The following is a 15,292-nucleotide window of genomic DNA, read 5'->3' as shown; positions in this document are numbered from 1 at the left end:
AGTATGTAGTTAAAACCCTCCGCCCTCTACCTTCAACCTCTTTTATTCTTCTGCTTTGCTCTTTAGTCTTAAGGATTAATCAAATTCGCCTTTAAGGCAAAATCATAAAGCGCTACGGTCGAATCTGACAGATCCAATTTGCGCATGATGTTTTTGCGGTGCGTATGAACGGTAAATTCTGAAAGGTATAGGCGTTTGGCAATGTCCTTGGTGCGCAAATTTTGGCAAACCAGCCTGATAATTTCCACTTCCCTTTTAGTGAGCTTGTGTTTTTTCAGAAAATCGTCGAAAAAGGAGAAAGGGCTTTCGTTGGGTTCTTTCGGATTGAAATTTGGAAAGCTTTCCTTGCCGTCCATCACAGCCAGCAAACTATTGGCTAATTTGTGCAGTTCGTCTGATTTTACAATATAGCCACTGGCCCCATTGGCCTTGGTGTTTTTAATCAGTTCTGGAGAATGGTAATTGCTAAGCACAATAATCTTGGCTTTGATTTTCCGCTTTTTTAATTCCTGCAAGGCTTTTAACCCATCCACGCCAGGCATGTTCAGGTCGAGCAGGATGATGTCGGCCTTAACCAGCAAAGGCGAATTTAAGAGCTCGAGGCCATTGTTCATCATGCCTATGATTTCAAAACGCTCGTCGTTGTCAAAGTGCGCTTTGATGCCATGCAGTACAACAGGGTGGTCGTCGGCGAGTATCAATTGGATTTTCATGGTAGCTTGATAGGGGGGATAGGGAGTTCAATTAATACAAAAGTTCCTTCGTTGGGCTTGCCTTCTATTTCGAGTTTGCCCGAAAGGTAGGCAATATTGGTTTGCAACAGTTTCATGCCTGCACCGGCAGTGGTGTCGCTTTCTTGTCCAATGCCTTTGCCATCGTCTTCAATATAAATGGTCAGGCTGTTTTCCAGTTCGATCAGCTGGATGAACAAATGCTTGGCTTCGGCATGCTTTATGGCGTTGTTCAGTATTTCCTGGATAATGCGGTAAGTACTCAGCGTAAATTGCTGCGGCCATTTTTCGGTATGCTCAAATCCTTCAATTACATGCTCTACGGTTAAGCGGTTGGCTGTTTTAATCGCGCTAATCAAATCCAGAATGGCAGCTTTGAAGCCATATTTCTCCAAAGCTATGGGCATCAAGGCGTGGCTGATGTTGCGCACGGTTTCGCTGATGTTGCCCAACAGGTTTTGTGCTACTTCCAGTTTTTGGGTGGCTTCAGACCCTGCTATAAACACTTCTTCGTTTAAGGTATTGATGTTGAGCTTGGCGATAGAAAGCATGGCGCCAACCTCATCGTGCAGCTGTGTGGCGATGCGCTTTTTCTCCTGCTCCTGTGCTTCGGTTAGCGTATTCATCAAATCGAGCTGATGTTGCTGCTTGAGGTTGCTCAAGGTGGTCCGATGCAAAATGCCAGCTTGTTTTTTGCGCTGAAATAAAATATAGGCGAGGCCACTCAATAGCAGTACCACCACCGTCGAGCCGATAAAAATAGTCCAATTGCGTTGTTTTTGCTGTAGCAGTTCCAGCTTTTGTATTTCTTGCTGTTTTTTGGCCAAGGCTAGTTGCTGTTCCTTCTCGTGTACTTTGTATTTGGTTTCCAATTCGCCAGTTGCTCTGCTCAAAGCCATTTGGCGCAGCGTATCTTGCAAATGGAGCTGCTGCTCCAAGTTTTTAATGAGCGTGTCTTGGGATTTTGGATTTTGCTGATTTAAATTTTTCAGCGTATTGGTATAAAGCAGGCGAGTATTAGGAGGTAAAGGGTATTTTTTAAGAATGCCATCGGCCATTTTCAGGTAAAAAGCAGCCGAATCAGGTTGGTTGGTTCGGGCATATAAATTGGCCAGTCCGGTTAAGATTTCTACGTCAATAACTGGGGCCTCTTGGTTGCCCAGTTTTAATCGATAGGCTTTCAGATAGCTGTTCTTGGCCAATTTTACTTTGTTTTTAGCATCATAATACCTGCTTTCGGCCAGTTGATAGAATTTTTTTGAATGCAGGTTGTTTGGGTCCATGCCATATTGCTGGTGCGCGGCAAAGTAGGTGTCGAAATGGCTAAAGTCTTTTAACAGAAAAGCCAGCATCAGCATGCGGTTGATATTAAGGCCTTTTTGCTGATTGGTAGCCGTGGGCAGGTTATAGGCTTTCTCGGCATACAAAAAGGCATTTTTATAATCGCCGGTCGATTCGTAGTTTCTCGATAAAATTTCAAAAAAGGGTACGGTACGGTCGTTGATGTTGTTGTCTAAATCAGGAATAAGGTCTTTTAAAATAGCAAAGGCTTCTTTTTCCTGATGAAGGTTGACCAGCATGTGGGCATAGGCAAATCTCGTGTCTTTTAAAAGCGAAGGATTATTGCTTTGCTTGGCCAAGCTTAATGCCAGTTCGTAGTTTTGCCTGACTTTTTCGGGGTTTCCCAGTCTAAGCTCAAGATTAGAGCGGTTCCTAAGGTTCGTTATTCTCGGAAAGAGAAACTGTGGCTTGTCTTTCGTCAATGCTTCTATTTTATCATAATAGTTTGCGGCTTTTTCATTGTTGCCAACCCTGTTGTACATCCGCGAGAGGTCTGAAAGCAGGTTGACAGCCATTGGGTCGGGTAGTTTCGGCAAATAGGTTTCGGCTTGTTTAATCAGGCTAAATGCGGCCTCTTGGTTGCCAAGCGTAAATTGCGCCATGGCCTGTGTGGCAATAACGCTTGCAATGAGGTCGTCGCGCTCAAGTTGTTGGGCATTGGCAAGTGCTTCTTCCAGTAAAGTTTTTAGCTCATCGCTGTAAATCGTCCTTGGGTTGCGCGCATGGTTCAATAGCAACATCGTTTTAGTTGCCGATGGATACATTTGCTTCAGCTCGGCAATGTCTTTAACCGGAACAAGACGGTCTGTTACCTGTGCGATGGCTGGCTGATAAGGGCTTATCCAAAAGACCAGTATAAAAACCGAAATTAACAGAGGGGGTTTGAAGCGTATCATTTGCCTCTAAAATAACAATAATTGCGTATTGTGCTAGACCAAAATCAATAATGCCTAAAGTATTAAGGCACAAATTAATAAAGATTTAAGTTTTCGCCCTCAGCTTGATTTGCGCAGCTTTCGGTTTTATAACAACCTTTTTATGTTTGTACGATGGGTTTTTCTTTCAAAAAACTTATTATTACAAGATTAAACTACCTTACTATCATTTCTTGATTATGAAAAACAGCATGATCGTTATTTTATGTTGTCTGGCCCTTACTACTCAAGCCCAGCAACATAATTTTGTCGAGATCAAAAAAACAGACCCATTCCACGCGATTGTGGCCAAAGCCGCAACCGTAACCCCATCGGCCAGACAGTTGCGCTGGCAGCAATTGGAGCTTACCGCCTTTTTCCATTTTGGCATCAATACTTTTACCAACCGCGAATGGGGCGATGGCAAAGAAGATATTTCCCAATTTAATCCGGCGCAACTTGATGCGGTGCAATGGGTTAAAACCGTTAAGGATGCCGGCTTTAAACAGGTCATCATCACGGCAAAGCATCACGATGGCTTTTGTTTGTGGCCCAGCAAATTTACCGAGCATTCCATCAAAAACACGCCGTATAAAAACGGCCAAGGCGATATCGTGAAAGAAGTGGCCGAAGCTTGCCGCAAACTGGACGTAGGTTTTGGCGTTTACCTGTCGCCATGGGACAGAAATGCACCCAGCTATGGAACAGAGGCCTACAATACCTATTTCGTCAATCAGTTAACAGAATTGCTCACCCAATACGGAAAAGTAGATGAGGTTTGGTTTGACGGAGCCAATGGCGAAGGACCAAACGGCAAGAAGCAGGTTTACGATTTTGATCGCTGGTATGCGCTGATCAGAAAATTGCAGCCACAGGCCGTTATTGCGGTACAGGGCCCTGATGTACGTTGGGTAGGCACCGAAAGTGGGGTAGGCCGGGAAACAGAGTGGAGCGTGTTGCCAGTTTCAGAGCAGAGCCAAGAGAAAATCGCGGCCGCTTCGCAACAGGAAGTAAATGTGATACCTGGTGTATTGGGCAGCTATAAAGACCAGGATAGGGGAAGCCGCGACAAGTTGGTTAATGCCAGCGGCTTGGTTTGGTATCCGGCCGAAACCGATGTGAGCATCAGGCCAGGTTGGTTTTATCATCCTGCAGAAGATGCCAAAGTGAAGAGCGATAAGCGCTTGATGGATATTTACTTCACCTCGGTTGGCCGCAATGGCGTGCTGTTGCTCAATATTCCGCCAAACACCCAAGGACTTATTGCCGAGGCCGATATCAAGAGCCTGCAAGGATTTGCCAGCCAAATGAAAACCACCTTTGGACAAAACCTGGCCAAAACAGCCAAGTTGCAAGCTGCAAACGGAAAAAACCTAGCTAGCTTATTCGATGACAAGTTGCAAACCTACTTTACCACCACAGCCAAAGATACCACAACCACCATTCAGTTGAGTTGGACTAAGCCCGTTACCTTCAATGTATTGGCTTTGCAGGAAAATATTGCGGTAGGTCAGCGGATCGAAAAATTTGAAGCCGAATATTTTGATGGTACCTCTTGGAAAGTATTTGCAACAGGAACTACTGTTGGCTACAAAAGGTTGCTTAAATTTAACGAATTGACCACCAGTCAAATCAGGTTTCATATCCTTTCGTCGAGATTAAACCCAGCCTTGGCCGAATTTGGCCTGTATTTTTTAAAACCTTAACCTATCCTAATCATCACCTGAATATGAAAAAAATTGCATGCTATTGCTTCATCTTGTGGAGCATTTCGCTGAGTGTATATGCGCAAAAGGCGGCCAAAAGAAATTGGCTCATCGAAGCCTATCAACAAACCTATGCCAATGGCGATGCCTTCCCTAATCTTTCAAATTGGCAAAAAGAACAAAATGCCAATGCCCTGCAAAATGTGGCCAACCTGCCCGATTCGGTAAAGCAGCGCATCTTGAAACAAGCAGAGGCGGCCTTGAGCTTCAAATGGCCTTCGTTGCCGGCTAGTTTGTACCTCGATTATAAAATTACGGGTACGCGTACTACTTACGAAAACCTGGTCAATGAGCGTCGACGCATGTTATCCTTGTTGGTGGCGGGCGAGCTGATCGAAAACAAGGAAAGGTTTATCCCGCAAATTGTAAACGGCTTGTGGTTGGTGCTCGAAGAAAGTACTTGGGTAGCGCCTGCGCACATCGTGGTACAAAAAGAGGGCGCCGATTTGCCGAACATCGAAAACCCATACATCGATTTGCATGCCTCGAGTACCGGATTGACCGTAGCTACCATTTATAATATGCTGTCGGCCAAATTTGCCAAATACTCAAAGGTGGTTAATGGCAGGATTGTTTACGAACTGAACCGTAGGCTTTTTGATCCCTACCTCAAATACAGTTTTGGCTGGATGGGCTTTAAGGGCAACTCGGTCAACAATTGGAATACCTATGTAAACAGCAATACGTTGCAGGCCGCCTTGCAGGTGTTGCAACCAGGCAAAAAACTCGATTCGCTGAGCGCCAAGATACTCAGGAGTACTGATATTTTCATTAACCAATATCCGGAAGATGGTGGCTGCGACGAAGGACCGTCTTATTGGGATATGGCGGGTGGCCGACTGATTCGTTTGCTATCGCTCCTCAATCAGGTTTCTGATGGTAAACTGAATTGGGGCGACAAAGAACTCTTGCACCAAATTGGAGCCTATGCCTACAAAATGCAGATTAGTGATACCTATATGGTCAACTTTGCCGATGCTTTTCCAGCTTACACGCAAAATCCCGAAAGCGTGTACCAATATGGTGTGTTGTTTAAGGATGAAACGTTAAAAGACTATGCTTCGTTTTTGTTCAAGGCCAGGGGGAAGCAGGTTTCGGGCAATGATATCACCGATTTTCTGGCTACTGCAGCCGTTTACAAAGCTTTAGACAATACCCCGGCCAAAGCTCCATATCCGCTTTATGCCGCGCTTCCAGATTTACAGGTTTTTAATGCCCGCACCCTTGCCGGAAGCACCAAAGGTTTCTTTTTTGCCGCTAAGGGAGGCCATAATGCCGAAAGCCATAACCATAACGATATTGGTAGCTTTATTGTTTATCATGATGGAAAACCCTTACTGATTGATGTGGGTGTGGGTACCTATACCAGCAAAACGTTTAGCAGCAGGCGCTACGAACTTTGGAATGTGCAATCGCAATGGCACAATTGTCCAACTATTAACGGTGTACAACAGAAAGACGGAAGGCAGTTTGCGGCCACAAACTTCAGGTTTAGCAATACCGCTGGCTTGGCTACGGTGGCCATGGACATTGCAAAGGCCTATCCGGCAGCTGCCGATGTACAGCAATGGGAGCGTACCATTAGCCTCAACCGTTCAAAAAATACGATCAACCTCACCGATGCATTCAAACTGAATAGCTATAAGGAAGCTTCCGAACTCAATTTCATTACGCCTTACGCCGTTGAATTAAAACCTGGAAAAATTGTATTCGGTCAAACGGGAACAGCAATGAATTACGATGCGAGCCAACTCGAAGCCAAAGTAGACGAGCAGGCGATTGACGATGACCGGATTGTGAAGATGTGGGGCAACAAGATTTATCGCATCAGGCTGATTACCAAAAGCAAAGAAAAAACGAATACGCTAAAACTAGCGATCACTGCCAGCGAGAAAAAATGAGTTTAAGCACTTGGCTGATAGGGCTTCATCGTTTCAATTGAAAAGCAGATTGATAAATAGCAATATTATTTAATCAGTTTATTGCAAACATTATTTGTATTAAACAAACTAATTATTATTTTTGCCAGCCCAAAGGATAAAACCTTTGGGCAAAAATGGGGGATTAGCTCATTTGGCTAGAGCGCTTGCCTGGCAGGCAAGAGGTGGCCGGTTCGAATCCGGCATTCTCCACTTAACGGAACATTCTAATATGAGTGTTCCGTTTTTTTATGCCCGCAAATTTCTGATGGACAGCTGGTTGAGACTGTTGGAAAGAGGGTGTATGAAGTGTTCGATTTTAGCAATAAAAAACCCTCGGCATTTTGGTCAAATGCCGAAAAAGTACGCAAACGTTGTGTCAAAGCGTTTTTTTGGTTCGATTTCCGTTTAGGGCTGTGTGCTTTTTTCGAAATCAGGCCACTCATAAGTATTTGCAATATCATAAAGGAAGTCTGGTATAACTTCTGCTTCATCTTCATCAACCAAGTTACAAATTTCGAGGAACTAAGACATGCCTAATGCTATGTCTAAATAAACCAATTTGATTGCTCCCGTCCCGCCAACTTCAGGACTTCTTAAAATGTTTGCTCTCAGATGGTAACCGAGAAATTGTTTTTGGCGAAAGGGGGTCAAATTTATTGGTATTTCCAAGTATCTTAGAACGATGAATAAAAGCAAAAGAACCGTCATCGGTTCGCTCTTTTTTGTTCATCGGTTGAACTTGATTCTTTCCTTGATTTGGCTACTTTGCCGTTGCCAAACCGGTAAGAGAAATTAACCCTGACCGCCCTGGTATAAAAGTTGAAATACGAATATTGGTACAAGTTTTCGTAGCGATCGATCACGTTATGGCTTTCACTCTGAAAAACGTTGGTGACTTTAATTGTGAAGGCGCCTTTGCTTTTAAATAGCAGCTGTCTGACCCCGATATCAAGCGTAGAATATGCGCCGAAGGAGGAGGTAACCAATTGCCTTTTAGAATTGTATTCAAAATCTGCTTCGGCACTCAGTTTGGCTGCAATCGAAAAGATGTTATTGGAACTGAAATAAATGGTAGGGATTCCGGGATCATCCAGTCTGAAATTTCCCACCTGCCCACTAAAGCGGTTTTGATATAGTGAAAAAGTGGTATTGGTTGTCCACCAGTTAGTGAATTTCCTGGAATAACTGAGATCGATATTCCAGGAGCTGGATCGCTGTATGTTAGTAGGTGTCCGGGTAACAGTCACCCGGTTACTATCCAGGTATGGCAAAGTCCGGACGTAGTTTCGGTCAATATTATATCCTGCGGTCAGAAATAGCTCCCCGCGCCATGACCAGGCCACCTCACCATGCCAGGTAATTTGTGGCTTTAAATCAGGATTCCCTTGAAAATATAATGCCGGGGTAAGCGGTCGGCGGAATGGGATTAATTCATTGTAGCTGGCGCGTTCTATTCTCCTGCCCAGCCTGATCATTAAACCTTGCTGTTCGTTGAGCTTGTAATCAAAAAAAACAGTCGGAAATAACGACAGGGAATTTTGCCTTACTGATTCACCGGTCAGTAGCTGCCGGCCTTGGGTAGCCGTTTGTTCCGCACGCAATCCCGCCTGGATTCCTAATCTTTTATAGGTTTTCTTAATATTAACATAGGCTGCATTAATGTTTTCCGAATTGACGGAATAATCGGTTTGCAAGGAATCCAGGATATTGCGGTCGTTCAAATAGTTGTAATAGTCGTTGTTGTTATTTGCTTTAATGTAACTTGATTTCAAGCCAACTTCCAGGCGACCCTGACCTTTTAGGGGATGCGTGTAGTCTACCTTAAACGCATAGATGCCGAGCCGTCTGCTTTGATCCAGAAAAACTATAGAACGGTTCAGAAAACTGCCGGAGGCATCGTTTAATGAGGTATGATTATATTGTTGGGCATTGTTCCGGTAACAAGCGTAATCCAGGTTAAAGGCCAGTTCTCGGCCAGAAGAATCCAATTGTCGGGCCAATGCGATCCCGGTGGTATAATTGAACGGCTTGTTTTTATTTAATGCGGAAAAATATTCGGTCCCGGTTAATGACTGGTTGCCATCAAATATATTCATGCTAGACAAGGTCTGGTCGCTACGGGATTGTACGGTCGCGGTGCCTGTTAAAGAAAGTGTTGTATTCCCTGAGAGATAGAGGTCGAGCCCGAGAGTCGGCGAATAAGCTTTGTCTGCAGTGATGTTGTCATTGTTGGAAGTCCGTTTCGATTGGAGCGCATTGTTCCCATCCAGTACATCCATGCCTACTGTCCGGTTAAAAAGATCTTTCCCATAAGCATAGCTGTTATCCAGGTAAAGATTATACGAATCTGTTTTATAACTTAAGCTTATTCCGCCGTTGTACCTGCCATAGTAACCTTGCCCATAGCTTCCATTTAAGCTACCGTTAAAGCCCTCCCTTTGGTTCTTCTTTTTTACAATGTTGATGATTCCCGCATTTCCAGAAGCGTCATATTTGGCAGATGGATTGGTCATGATTTCAATTTTTTGAACGTTGGCCGAAGGCATACCATTAAGTAAAGTGGCCAGATCGGATGCTGATAAATAAGTTGGCTTGCCATCGATCATCACATTGATGCCCGACCTGCCATTAAGTGTTACCTGGCCATCTGTTGTTATTTGCACTCCCGGAAGTTTTTTCATCACTTCTAACACCGTTGAACCGGCATTTGCGATGTTCTGGTCTACATTGACTATAGTCCTGTCAATCCGTCTTTCAATCCTTGGGGTTGTTCCCTTAACGATTACATTATTGAGCATCTGGGGCGATACCCGTAAACGAATGACGCCTAGTGTGGCCTGTTTTGGGCCAGCATCGATCAGGATACCTGATCTTACAAAAGTTTCAAAACCAATCATGCTAATCTTAATCAGATAATTCCCGGGCTCTACATTTTTAAAAGTAAAGCGGCCCTGATCATTGCTTTGTGTAGATTGCACGATGCTGGTATCCTGTTCATTTTTCAATATCACGGTAGCATTAGACTGGGGCGCGTTTTTGTAGTCAACGATGCTCCCTGTAAATGACCGGTTAACAGTTGTTTGTGCTTTTGCTAAGTTAGTTAACAGGAACAACCAAGTGCAGAGTGTTCCTATCCGGATAAAATTGAATTCCATTTGCCTGATTTTTATCAATAGTAGCACAATTTGAGGTGCGGTGAACCCGCCGTTGCCGGATAGGCATCGGGTGTAGACGGACAAGCTAAAGTTCCTGATTAACCAGGTCGGAGAGGTGTTTTAAGGAGATTCGGGGGGTGAAACTGCCTGTTTGTCGACTGCGGATTAATCTATACGTTAAATTACCTATACTTGTTGGTAATGAGCCTTTTTGAAAAAATCCTTGATGTACAAAAAAAGCACCGGCTGTTAAGCCACATACTTTTCTGGCTTATCATAATGCTGATTGCCATCAGTAATAGCAAATACCGGGACGGAAATGCATTTAGCTATCGTTTTGCAATAATAGCTAATAGCCTTTTTCTTGGTCCGCAAATCCTCGCCACTTATTTCCTGACTTACTGGGCAGTACCTAGATTTTTCTACAAGAAGAAATACGCAGTAACCTTAGTAGGTTTTATCTTTGCCAGCTACATAATCTGTGTATTATGCCGTTTTTTAATCATCCGGGTTGCCGAGCCTTTGGCAGGAACAATTCCGAAAGCATTTGAAACCAACCGGGAGATACTGACAAACCTTCCCAAACTTCTTTATATTTATTTCTTTAGCATCTTTTCGCTAGCTTTTGTTTTTATGTTCATCAAACTGCTCAAAGACCAGCTGGATATTCAAAAACGCACGCTTACCCTCGAGAAACAAAAAACGGAAGCGGAACTTAGGTTGTTAAAGACGCAACTAAACCCGCATTTTCTATTCAATACTTTAAATAACATCTATTCTCTTTCTTTGATGTCATCGCCAGCCACTTCTGCGGCAATTGCGAGGCTTTCCGAAATACTCGACCATACCCTTTACCGTTGCGATCGTGAGTTTATTCCCTTGTCTACGGAGATTGCCTTATTGGATAATTATATTGGGCTTGAAAAGTTGCGGTATGATAAGAGTTTGCAAGTGCGCTTTAATAAAAGTATCGATCAGGAAACCAATATCGCGCCATTGTTGATGCTTTCTATTGTAGAGAATGCGTTTAAACATGGGGCAGGTAAAGATACAGGCATCCCATTCATTACTATAGATCTGGAAGTATCCAAAAACATATTTATTTTTAAGGTAGTTAACTCTGTTAGCTATAACCATGGAAACCAAGGTGGAGCAAATGAAAAAATTGGGTTGAAAAACCTGAAGCAGCAACTGCAGCTGATTTATGGATCAGGCCATCAATTGGTAATTGAGCAAACGGGTGAGCTGTTTAAGGTAATCCTGCAAATCGATTTAACGATGAAGAAAACATATGAAGAAGATACGCTGTTTATTGGTAGATGACGAGCCTTTAGCAATCAATCTCCTCGAAAAACACATCGCGCAGCTTGATTTCCTGGAGGTAGCTGCAACCTGCCCCAATGTAGCTAAGGCATTTGATGTTTTAAGAAGGCAGGATGTTGACCTCCTGTTCCTGGATATTCAAATGCCCGGCATCAACGGCATCGACTTTTTAAAAACCGTAAGCAATGCTCCAAAAACGATTATAACTACTGCATACCGGGAATTTGCTTTGGATGGTTATGATCTGGACCTGGTAGATTACTTGTTAAAGCCTATTACTTTTGACCGGTTCTTTAAAGCAGTTGACCGGTACCTTCATAATGCCGGGCAGAGCGGACTTCCCATGCCGGCAAATTCAGAGCCAGGCTTTATTTTTATTAAATCGAGATACAAACAGGTTAAGGTCGATTTAAACGAGGTGCTTTATATAGAGAGCATCAAGGATTATATTAAACTATGGACTATTAAGAATGAGATTGTCGCTAAATATAGGATATCCGATATCGAAGCAGACCTGTCGGGGAAAGGTTTTTTGCGAATCCATCGCTCATTTATTGTCAATCTGAGGAATATTACGGCATTCAATACCAATACTATCGAGATCGGAAAATCAGAAATACCAATTGGTGAAAGCTATAAATCTGCAGTATTTAAGATGCTGGGGAATCTTTAGTTAAATATTGCCACTGGAAATTCTTTCTTAACCATCTCGGAAACCGCAAAGTGGATCTACTGCAAAGCATGTAGGGGAGAGACTCCTGTAAGGGAATTTCTTTTTCCGGTACCCGATTGTCAAATAAGCTGATTTTGGCTTTGGAGAAGGAGGCGCGTTGTCGTCGGCTGGTTCTGTATTAATAGAGGCAGTTTTTGAAAGATCTTCAATAAAGCGGTTCGGAGTTTGTATGCTTGCCCCACTTAACGGAACACTGCAAAAGCGGTGTTCCGTTTTTTATGCCCACAATGAATTGATGGACAGTTAATTGAAGCCCGTTATTCTATGGGTTCGATTTTCGGTCAGGGTTTCTGATGCCCGCTGTCGCCCTCAGGCCATTTCCTTGTCTTTGCGATATGGGAGAGAAAGTCCAATATATCAGACGCCCCGCTGTCGTCCATTTGGATTTTGTTTTTGGCCAATACGGCTATGGCTCTTTTAGCGGAAATCTCCTTATCCCTAAAATTGTTTTAGCAAAACCGAACTGCTCCACGCTCGTTAACTGGAACCGCAAAATCCGAACCCATTACGCCAAAATATATAATTCGCAACCTTATGTCAATTTCCTTTATTAAAATGCCAATCTCCATAATACTTGATACTGTATCTTTAAATTATAGAAAGTGTTGGCCGGGAATAAATAGAGCAATGGAAAATGAATAAACAGCTAAATAATATTTCAGGATTTTTTAAGTTAACACTTCGCCAATTATCGTTTTTGGCATTACTGCTTCTTCCACATTTGTGTGTTTCGCAAACCAAAAAGGAAACAGAAGTGTCTTCTCTGCTCAATCCCCCAGGTCTGCCCGCCCAAAAAGCATACCTCCAAACAGATAAGCCAAATTACATGCTGGGCGACACGCTTTGGTTTAAATCGTATGTGTGGAATGCGAATTACCTTAACAATTCGCTCGCCAAAGAAATGCTCTATATCGATATTGTAAATGAGACTGGAGCCTTAATGAAGCGCCAAGTGGTTGCCCTATATTATGGCATGGGCATCGGCAATATTAATTTAACAGAATCTATCTATAAAGCCGGAAATTATAGGTTAAGGGCCTATACCAACTGGATGAAGAATTTTAATGCGCAATATCTTTTCGAAAGGTCTTTTGTCATTGCCGACCCGGCCGAGAACGGATGGTTAGTCAATTCGAAAATGGAGGTGCAGCAACAAGGCAATGTGAAAATGTTAAATGCCAACCTGCTCCTCAGCGAAACAAAGGGGAACAGAATTGGCCAGAAAGAAATAGAAGTAAGCTTGTTCAATGGAGAAAAGCTGAGAAAAAAAGCAACCCTACAAACGGATGCCATTGGAAGGCTGGATTTTAAATTTCCCTTGCTGGAAAGTGACAAAGCTAAAAACCTTCAGATCCAGCTCAAAACAAATGGGAATGATCCACAGGAAATCAAGTTTCCGGTTGTCTTAAAGCAAGCAAAAAACATCGACTTACAATTTTTGCCCGAATCGGGGAATTTGGTTGACGGCTTAAAAAGCAAGATAGGCTTTAAGGCAATTGACGAGAATGGCTATGGCACCGAAGTTTCGGGGACCGTTTACAACAACTTAAAGCAAGCGGTTGCCCAATTTAAAAGCACACATTTGGGAATGGGCTCCTTTACTTTCACTCCGAAAGCCGGCGAAACCTATACCGCGACGGTTAAGCAACAAGATGGGACAGTGCAAAATTATCCCTTGCCCATTACCAAAAAATCAGGTATTACATTTAATATAGTGAATAACCAGTTGAGCGATTCGCTGCTTATTCAGGTATTTGCCACAGGAGATAAAAGAGGAGGCAAGTATTTTTTCATTGGCCAAGCCCGTGGCGTTGGCTGCTATGGTGGCATAGTAAACATCGCCGATTCTGTGGTAAAGGTAAAGATTGGCAAAAATCTTTTCCCTTCGGGTGTAATCAAACTTATTTTATTGGACGAGCAAAAACAAGCTGTTTGCGAACGTTTGGTATTTAACCTGAATACCGATTTGCTGCAAGTAAAGCTTCAGCCGAACAAGGCCATCTACCATAATAGAGATAGCGTAGGCTTGGATGTTCATATTAGCGACGAAAAAGGAAATCCTGTTCAGGGAAGTTTTTCCCTTGCCGTAACAGACGATGGGCAGGTTAAAATAGATTCGGTCAGCAACGAAGGCCTACTTTCCCATATCCTGCTTAGTTCGGAACTGAAAGGCTTTGTAGAAGATCCCGGGTATTATTTCCCGAAGCAGATGACCGCACAAATTTGGGCCGATTTAGATCAGTTGCTCTTAACCCAAGGTTGGACAAGTTACAATTGGAATACAAAATATAGCGTGGTTGAGCCCAGCTTTAAACACGAATCGGCCTACGCCGTTAATGGAAGTGTAAGTTCGGGCTTGGGTAAAGCCCTTGGCAATGTCAATGTGGTACTATTGTCCAAAAATCCTTCATTACTGCTACAAACTACCACCAATGCAAAAGGTGCCTTTGCTTTCAACGAGGTAAAACTTGCCGATTCGGCGGTCTATTTTATCCAGGCAAAGAATAAAAACAACAAGAGCTTCAACGTCGCTATTAAGGTTGACGAGTTTGTGGCACCAAAATTTGATACGGTTATTCAGGTGCAAAGGCCCTGGTTCCTAAATATCGATACTGGCGCTCTGGGTACGGTGAAGAATAGGGTCGAAAATATACAGCAACAAAATAGGCTCAATGGAAAAAAACTAAACGAGGTGCTCATTGTAGGCAAGAAAATAGTAAAAGGATCAAGTAATCTTAACAATGGCAATGCAGATCTTACCCTAAACGAATCTGACCTGAACAAGGCGGGCAAAAAGACCTTGGGTCAATTGCTTTTCGAACACATCCCCGATTTAAGGGTTGATGAAAGGAAGCATACCTATATGATCAGGGATCAGTTGGTGCATTTGGTGATTGATGGAATTGATGTAAGAAGGATGAGACCGGAAGGCTTATCATATCGGGATTTTTTAAGGGATTTTTATTTAGACCTCATGACGGCCGAAGATATCAAGGGAATAGAATTGATGAGGTCGCCCGGGATGATTACAAATTATGGAAAACGGTTTTTAAACGTCGACACAGATACGTTCGATGACCATGCCTTTATCGAAATCACCACCTATTCGGGCAATGGAGCCTATATAACGAAAACGCCAGGTACCTATCTTTTTAAGCCTTTAAGCATGGTCGAATCGCATCAATTTTACAGTCCGAAGTATAAGGTAAAGAGCAAGGAATCGTCGGTTGATTCCCGCTCAACGGTTTACTGGAATCCAAACGTGGTAACCGATAAGAATGGCTTTGCCCATGTCGGCTTTTATACCACCGATAAAAAAGGTTCCTATACCTTGATTATGGAAGGTAGCAACATGAACGGAGGTATCGGCGGTGCCAAATCAAGTATTATTGTTAAATAGAGTTTTA

At 43.2% G+C, this 15,292-nt stretch carries 8 protein-coding genes and 1 tRNA gene; 6 read left to right on the top strand and 3 right to left on the bottom strand.

The window, feature by feature from the left end; genetic code table 11:
- Positions 1–68 precede the first annotated feature (68 nt).
- Positions 69–713, bottom strand: coding sequence for a response regulator transcription factor (locus VRU48_RS09275; protein ID WP_330107644.1), 645 nt, complete (start codon positions 711–713; stop codon positions 69–71).
- Positions 710–2,968 carry a tetratricopeptide repeat-containing sensor histidine kinase gene (locus VRU48_RS09270; RefSeq protein ID WP_330107643.1) on the bottom strand — a complete coding sequence of 753 codons (2,259 nt, stop codon included), beginning with the start codon at positions 2,966–2,968 and terminating at the stop codon, positions 710–712. The genes VRU48_RS09275 and VRU48_RS09270 overlap by 4 nt, the downstream gene beginning before the upstream one ends.
- A 218-nt stretch (positions 2,969–3,186) precedes the next feature.
- Between VRU48_RS09270 and VRU48_RS09265 the strand changes: the two genes are divergently transcribed.
- The 3 genes from VRU48_RS09265 (at position 3,187) to VRU48_RS09255 (ending at position 6,884) form a co-directional block, all read left to right on the top strand.
- Complete coding sequence (locus VRU48_RS09265; RefSeq protein WP_330107642.1) at positions 3,187–4,692, top strand: alpha-L-fucosidase; 1,506 nt, start codon at positions 3,187–3,189, stop codon at positions 4,690–4,692.
- Between the two features lie 23 nt (positions 4,693–4,715).
- Positions 4,716–6,653 carry a heparinase II/III domain-containing protein gene (locus VRU48_RS09260; RefSeq protein WP_330107641.1) on the top strand — a complete coding sequence of 646 codons (1,938 nt, stop codon included), beginning with the start codon at positions 4,716–4,718 and terminating at the stop codon, positions 6,651–6,653.
- Between the two features lie 157 nt (positions 6,654–6,810).
- Positions 6,811–6,884, top strand: a tRNA-Ala gene (locus tag VRU48_RS09255).
- 494 nt (positions 6,885–7,378) lie between these two features.
- Here the strand turns inward: VRU48_RS09255 and VRU48_RS09250 are convergent.
- Positions 7,379–9,829 (bottom strand): outer membrane beta-barrel protein, encoded by a 2,451-nt coding sequence (locus tag VRU48_RS09250; protein ID WP_330107640.1) that lies wholly within the window; start codon positions 9,827–9,829, stop codon positions 7,379–7,381.
- Between the two features lie 201 nt (positions 9,830–10,030).
- Here VRU48_RS09250 and VRU48_RS09245 point away from each other — a divergent pair, with 201 nt between their 5' ends.
- The 3 genes from VRU48_RS09245 to VRU48_RS09235 all read left to right on the top strand — a co-directional run bounded on the left by VRU48_RS09245 (position 10,031) and on the right by VRU48_RS09235 (position 15,285).
- The gene (locus VRU48_RS09245; RefSeq protein WP_330107639.1) at positions 10,031–11,152 is read left to right on the top strand and encodes a sensor histidine kinase; all 1,122 of its coding nucleotides are present in this window, start codon (positions 10,031–10,033) and stop codon (positions 11,150–11,152) included.
- Positions 11,121–11,825, top strand: a complete 705-nt coding sequence (locus VRU48_RS09240; protein ID WP_330107638.1) for a LytR/AlgR family response regulator transcription factor — start codon at positions 11,121–11,123, stop codon at positions 11,823–11,825. The genes VRU48_RS09245 and VRU48_RS09240 overlap by 32 nt, the downstream gene beginning before the upstream one ends.
- A 757-nt stretch (positions 11,826–12,582) precedes the next feature.
- A complete protein-coding gene (locus tag VRU48_RS09235; protein ID WP_330107637.1) occupies positions 12,583–15,285 on the top strand; it encodes a carboxypeptidase-like regulatory domain-containing protein in 2,703 nt (900 codons plus the stop codon).
- The last annotated feature ends 7 nt before the right edge of the window (positions 15,286–15,292 follow it).

Origin of the sequence: Pedobacter albus, from assembly GCF_036324255.1 — a bacterium.
In the GTDB taxonomy this organism is placed as follows: Bacteria; Bacteroidota; Bacteroidia; order Sphingobacteriales; family Sphingobacteriaceae; genus Pedobacter; species Pedobacter albus.
This window is presented reverse-complemented; position numbering and strand designations above follow the sequence as displayed.

What these genes read in the sequence shown, in the direction of transcription:
- VRU48_RS09275 (WP_330107644.1), bottom strand. Translation starts at nt 713, where the DNA reads ATGAAAATCCAATTGATACTCGCCGACGACCACCCTGTTGTACTGCAT.
- VRU48_RS09245 (WP_330107639.1), top strand. Translation starts at nt 10,031, where the DNA reads ATGAGCCTTTTTGAAAAAATCCTTGATGTACAAAAAAAGCACCGGCTG.
- VRU48_RS09240 (WP_330107638.1), top strand. Translation starts at nt 11,121, where the DNA reads ATGAAGAAGATACGCTGTTTATTGGTAGATGACGAGCCTTTAGCAATC.
- VRU48_RS09260 (WP_330107641.1), top strand. Translation starts at nt 4,716, where the DNA reads ATGAAAAAAATTGCATGCTATTGCTTCATCTTGTGGAGCATTTCGCTG.
- VRU48_RS09250 (WP_330107640.1), bottom strand. Translation starts at nt 9,829, where the DNA reads ATGGAATTCAATTTTATCCGGATAGGAACACTCTGCACTTGGTTGTTC.
- VRU48_RS09270 (WP_330107643.1), bottom strand. Translation starts at nt 2,968, where the DNA reads ATGATACGCTTCAAACCCCCTCTGTTAATTTCGGTTTTTATACTGGTC.
- VRU48_RS09265 (WP_330107642.1), top strand. Translation starts at nt 3,187, where the DNA reads ATGAAAAACAGCATGATCGTTATTTTATGTTGTCTGGCCCTTACTACT.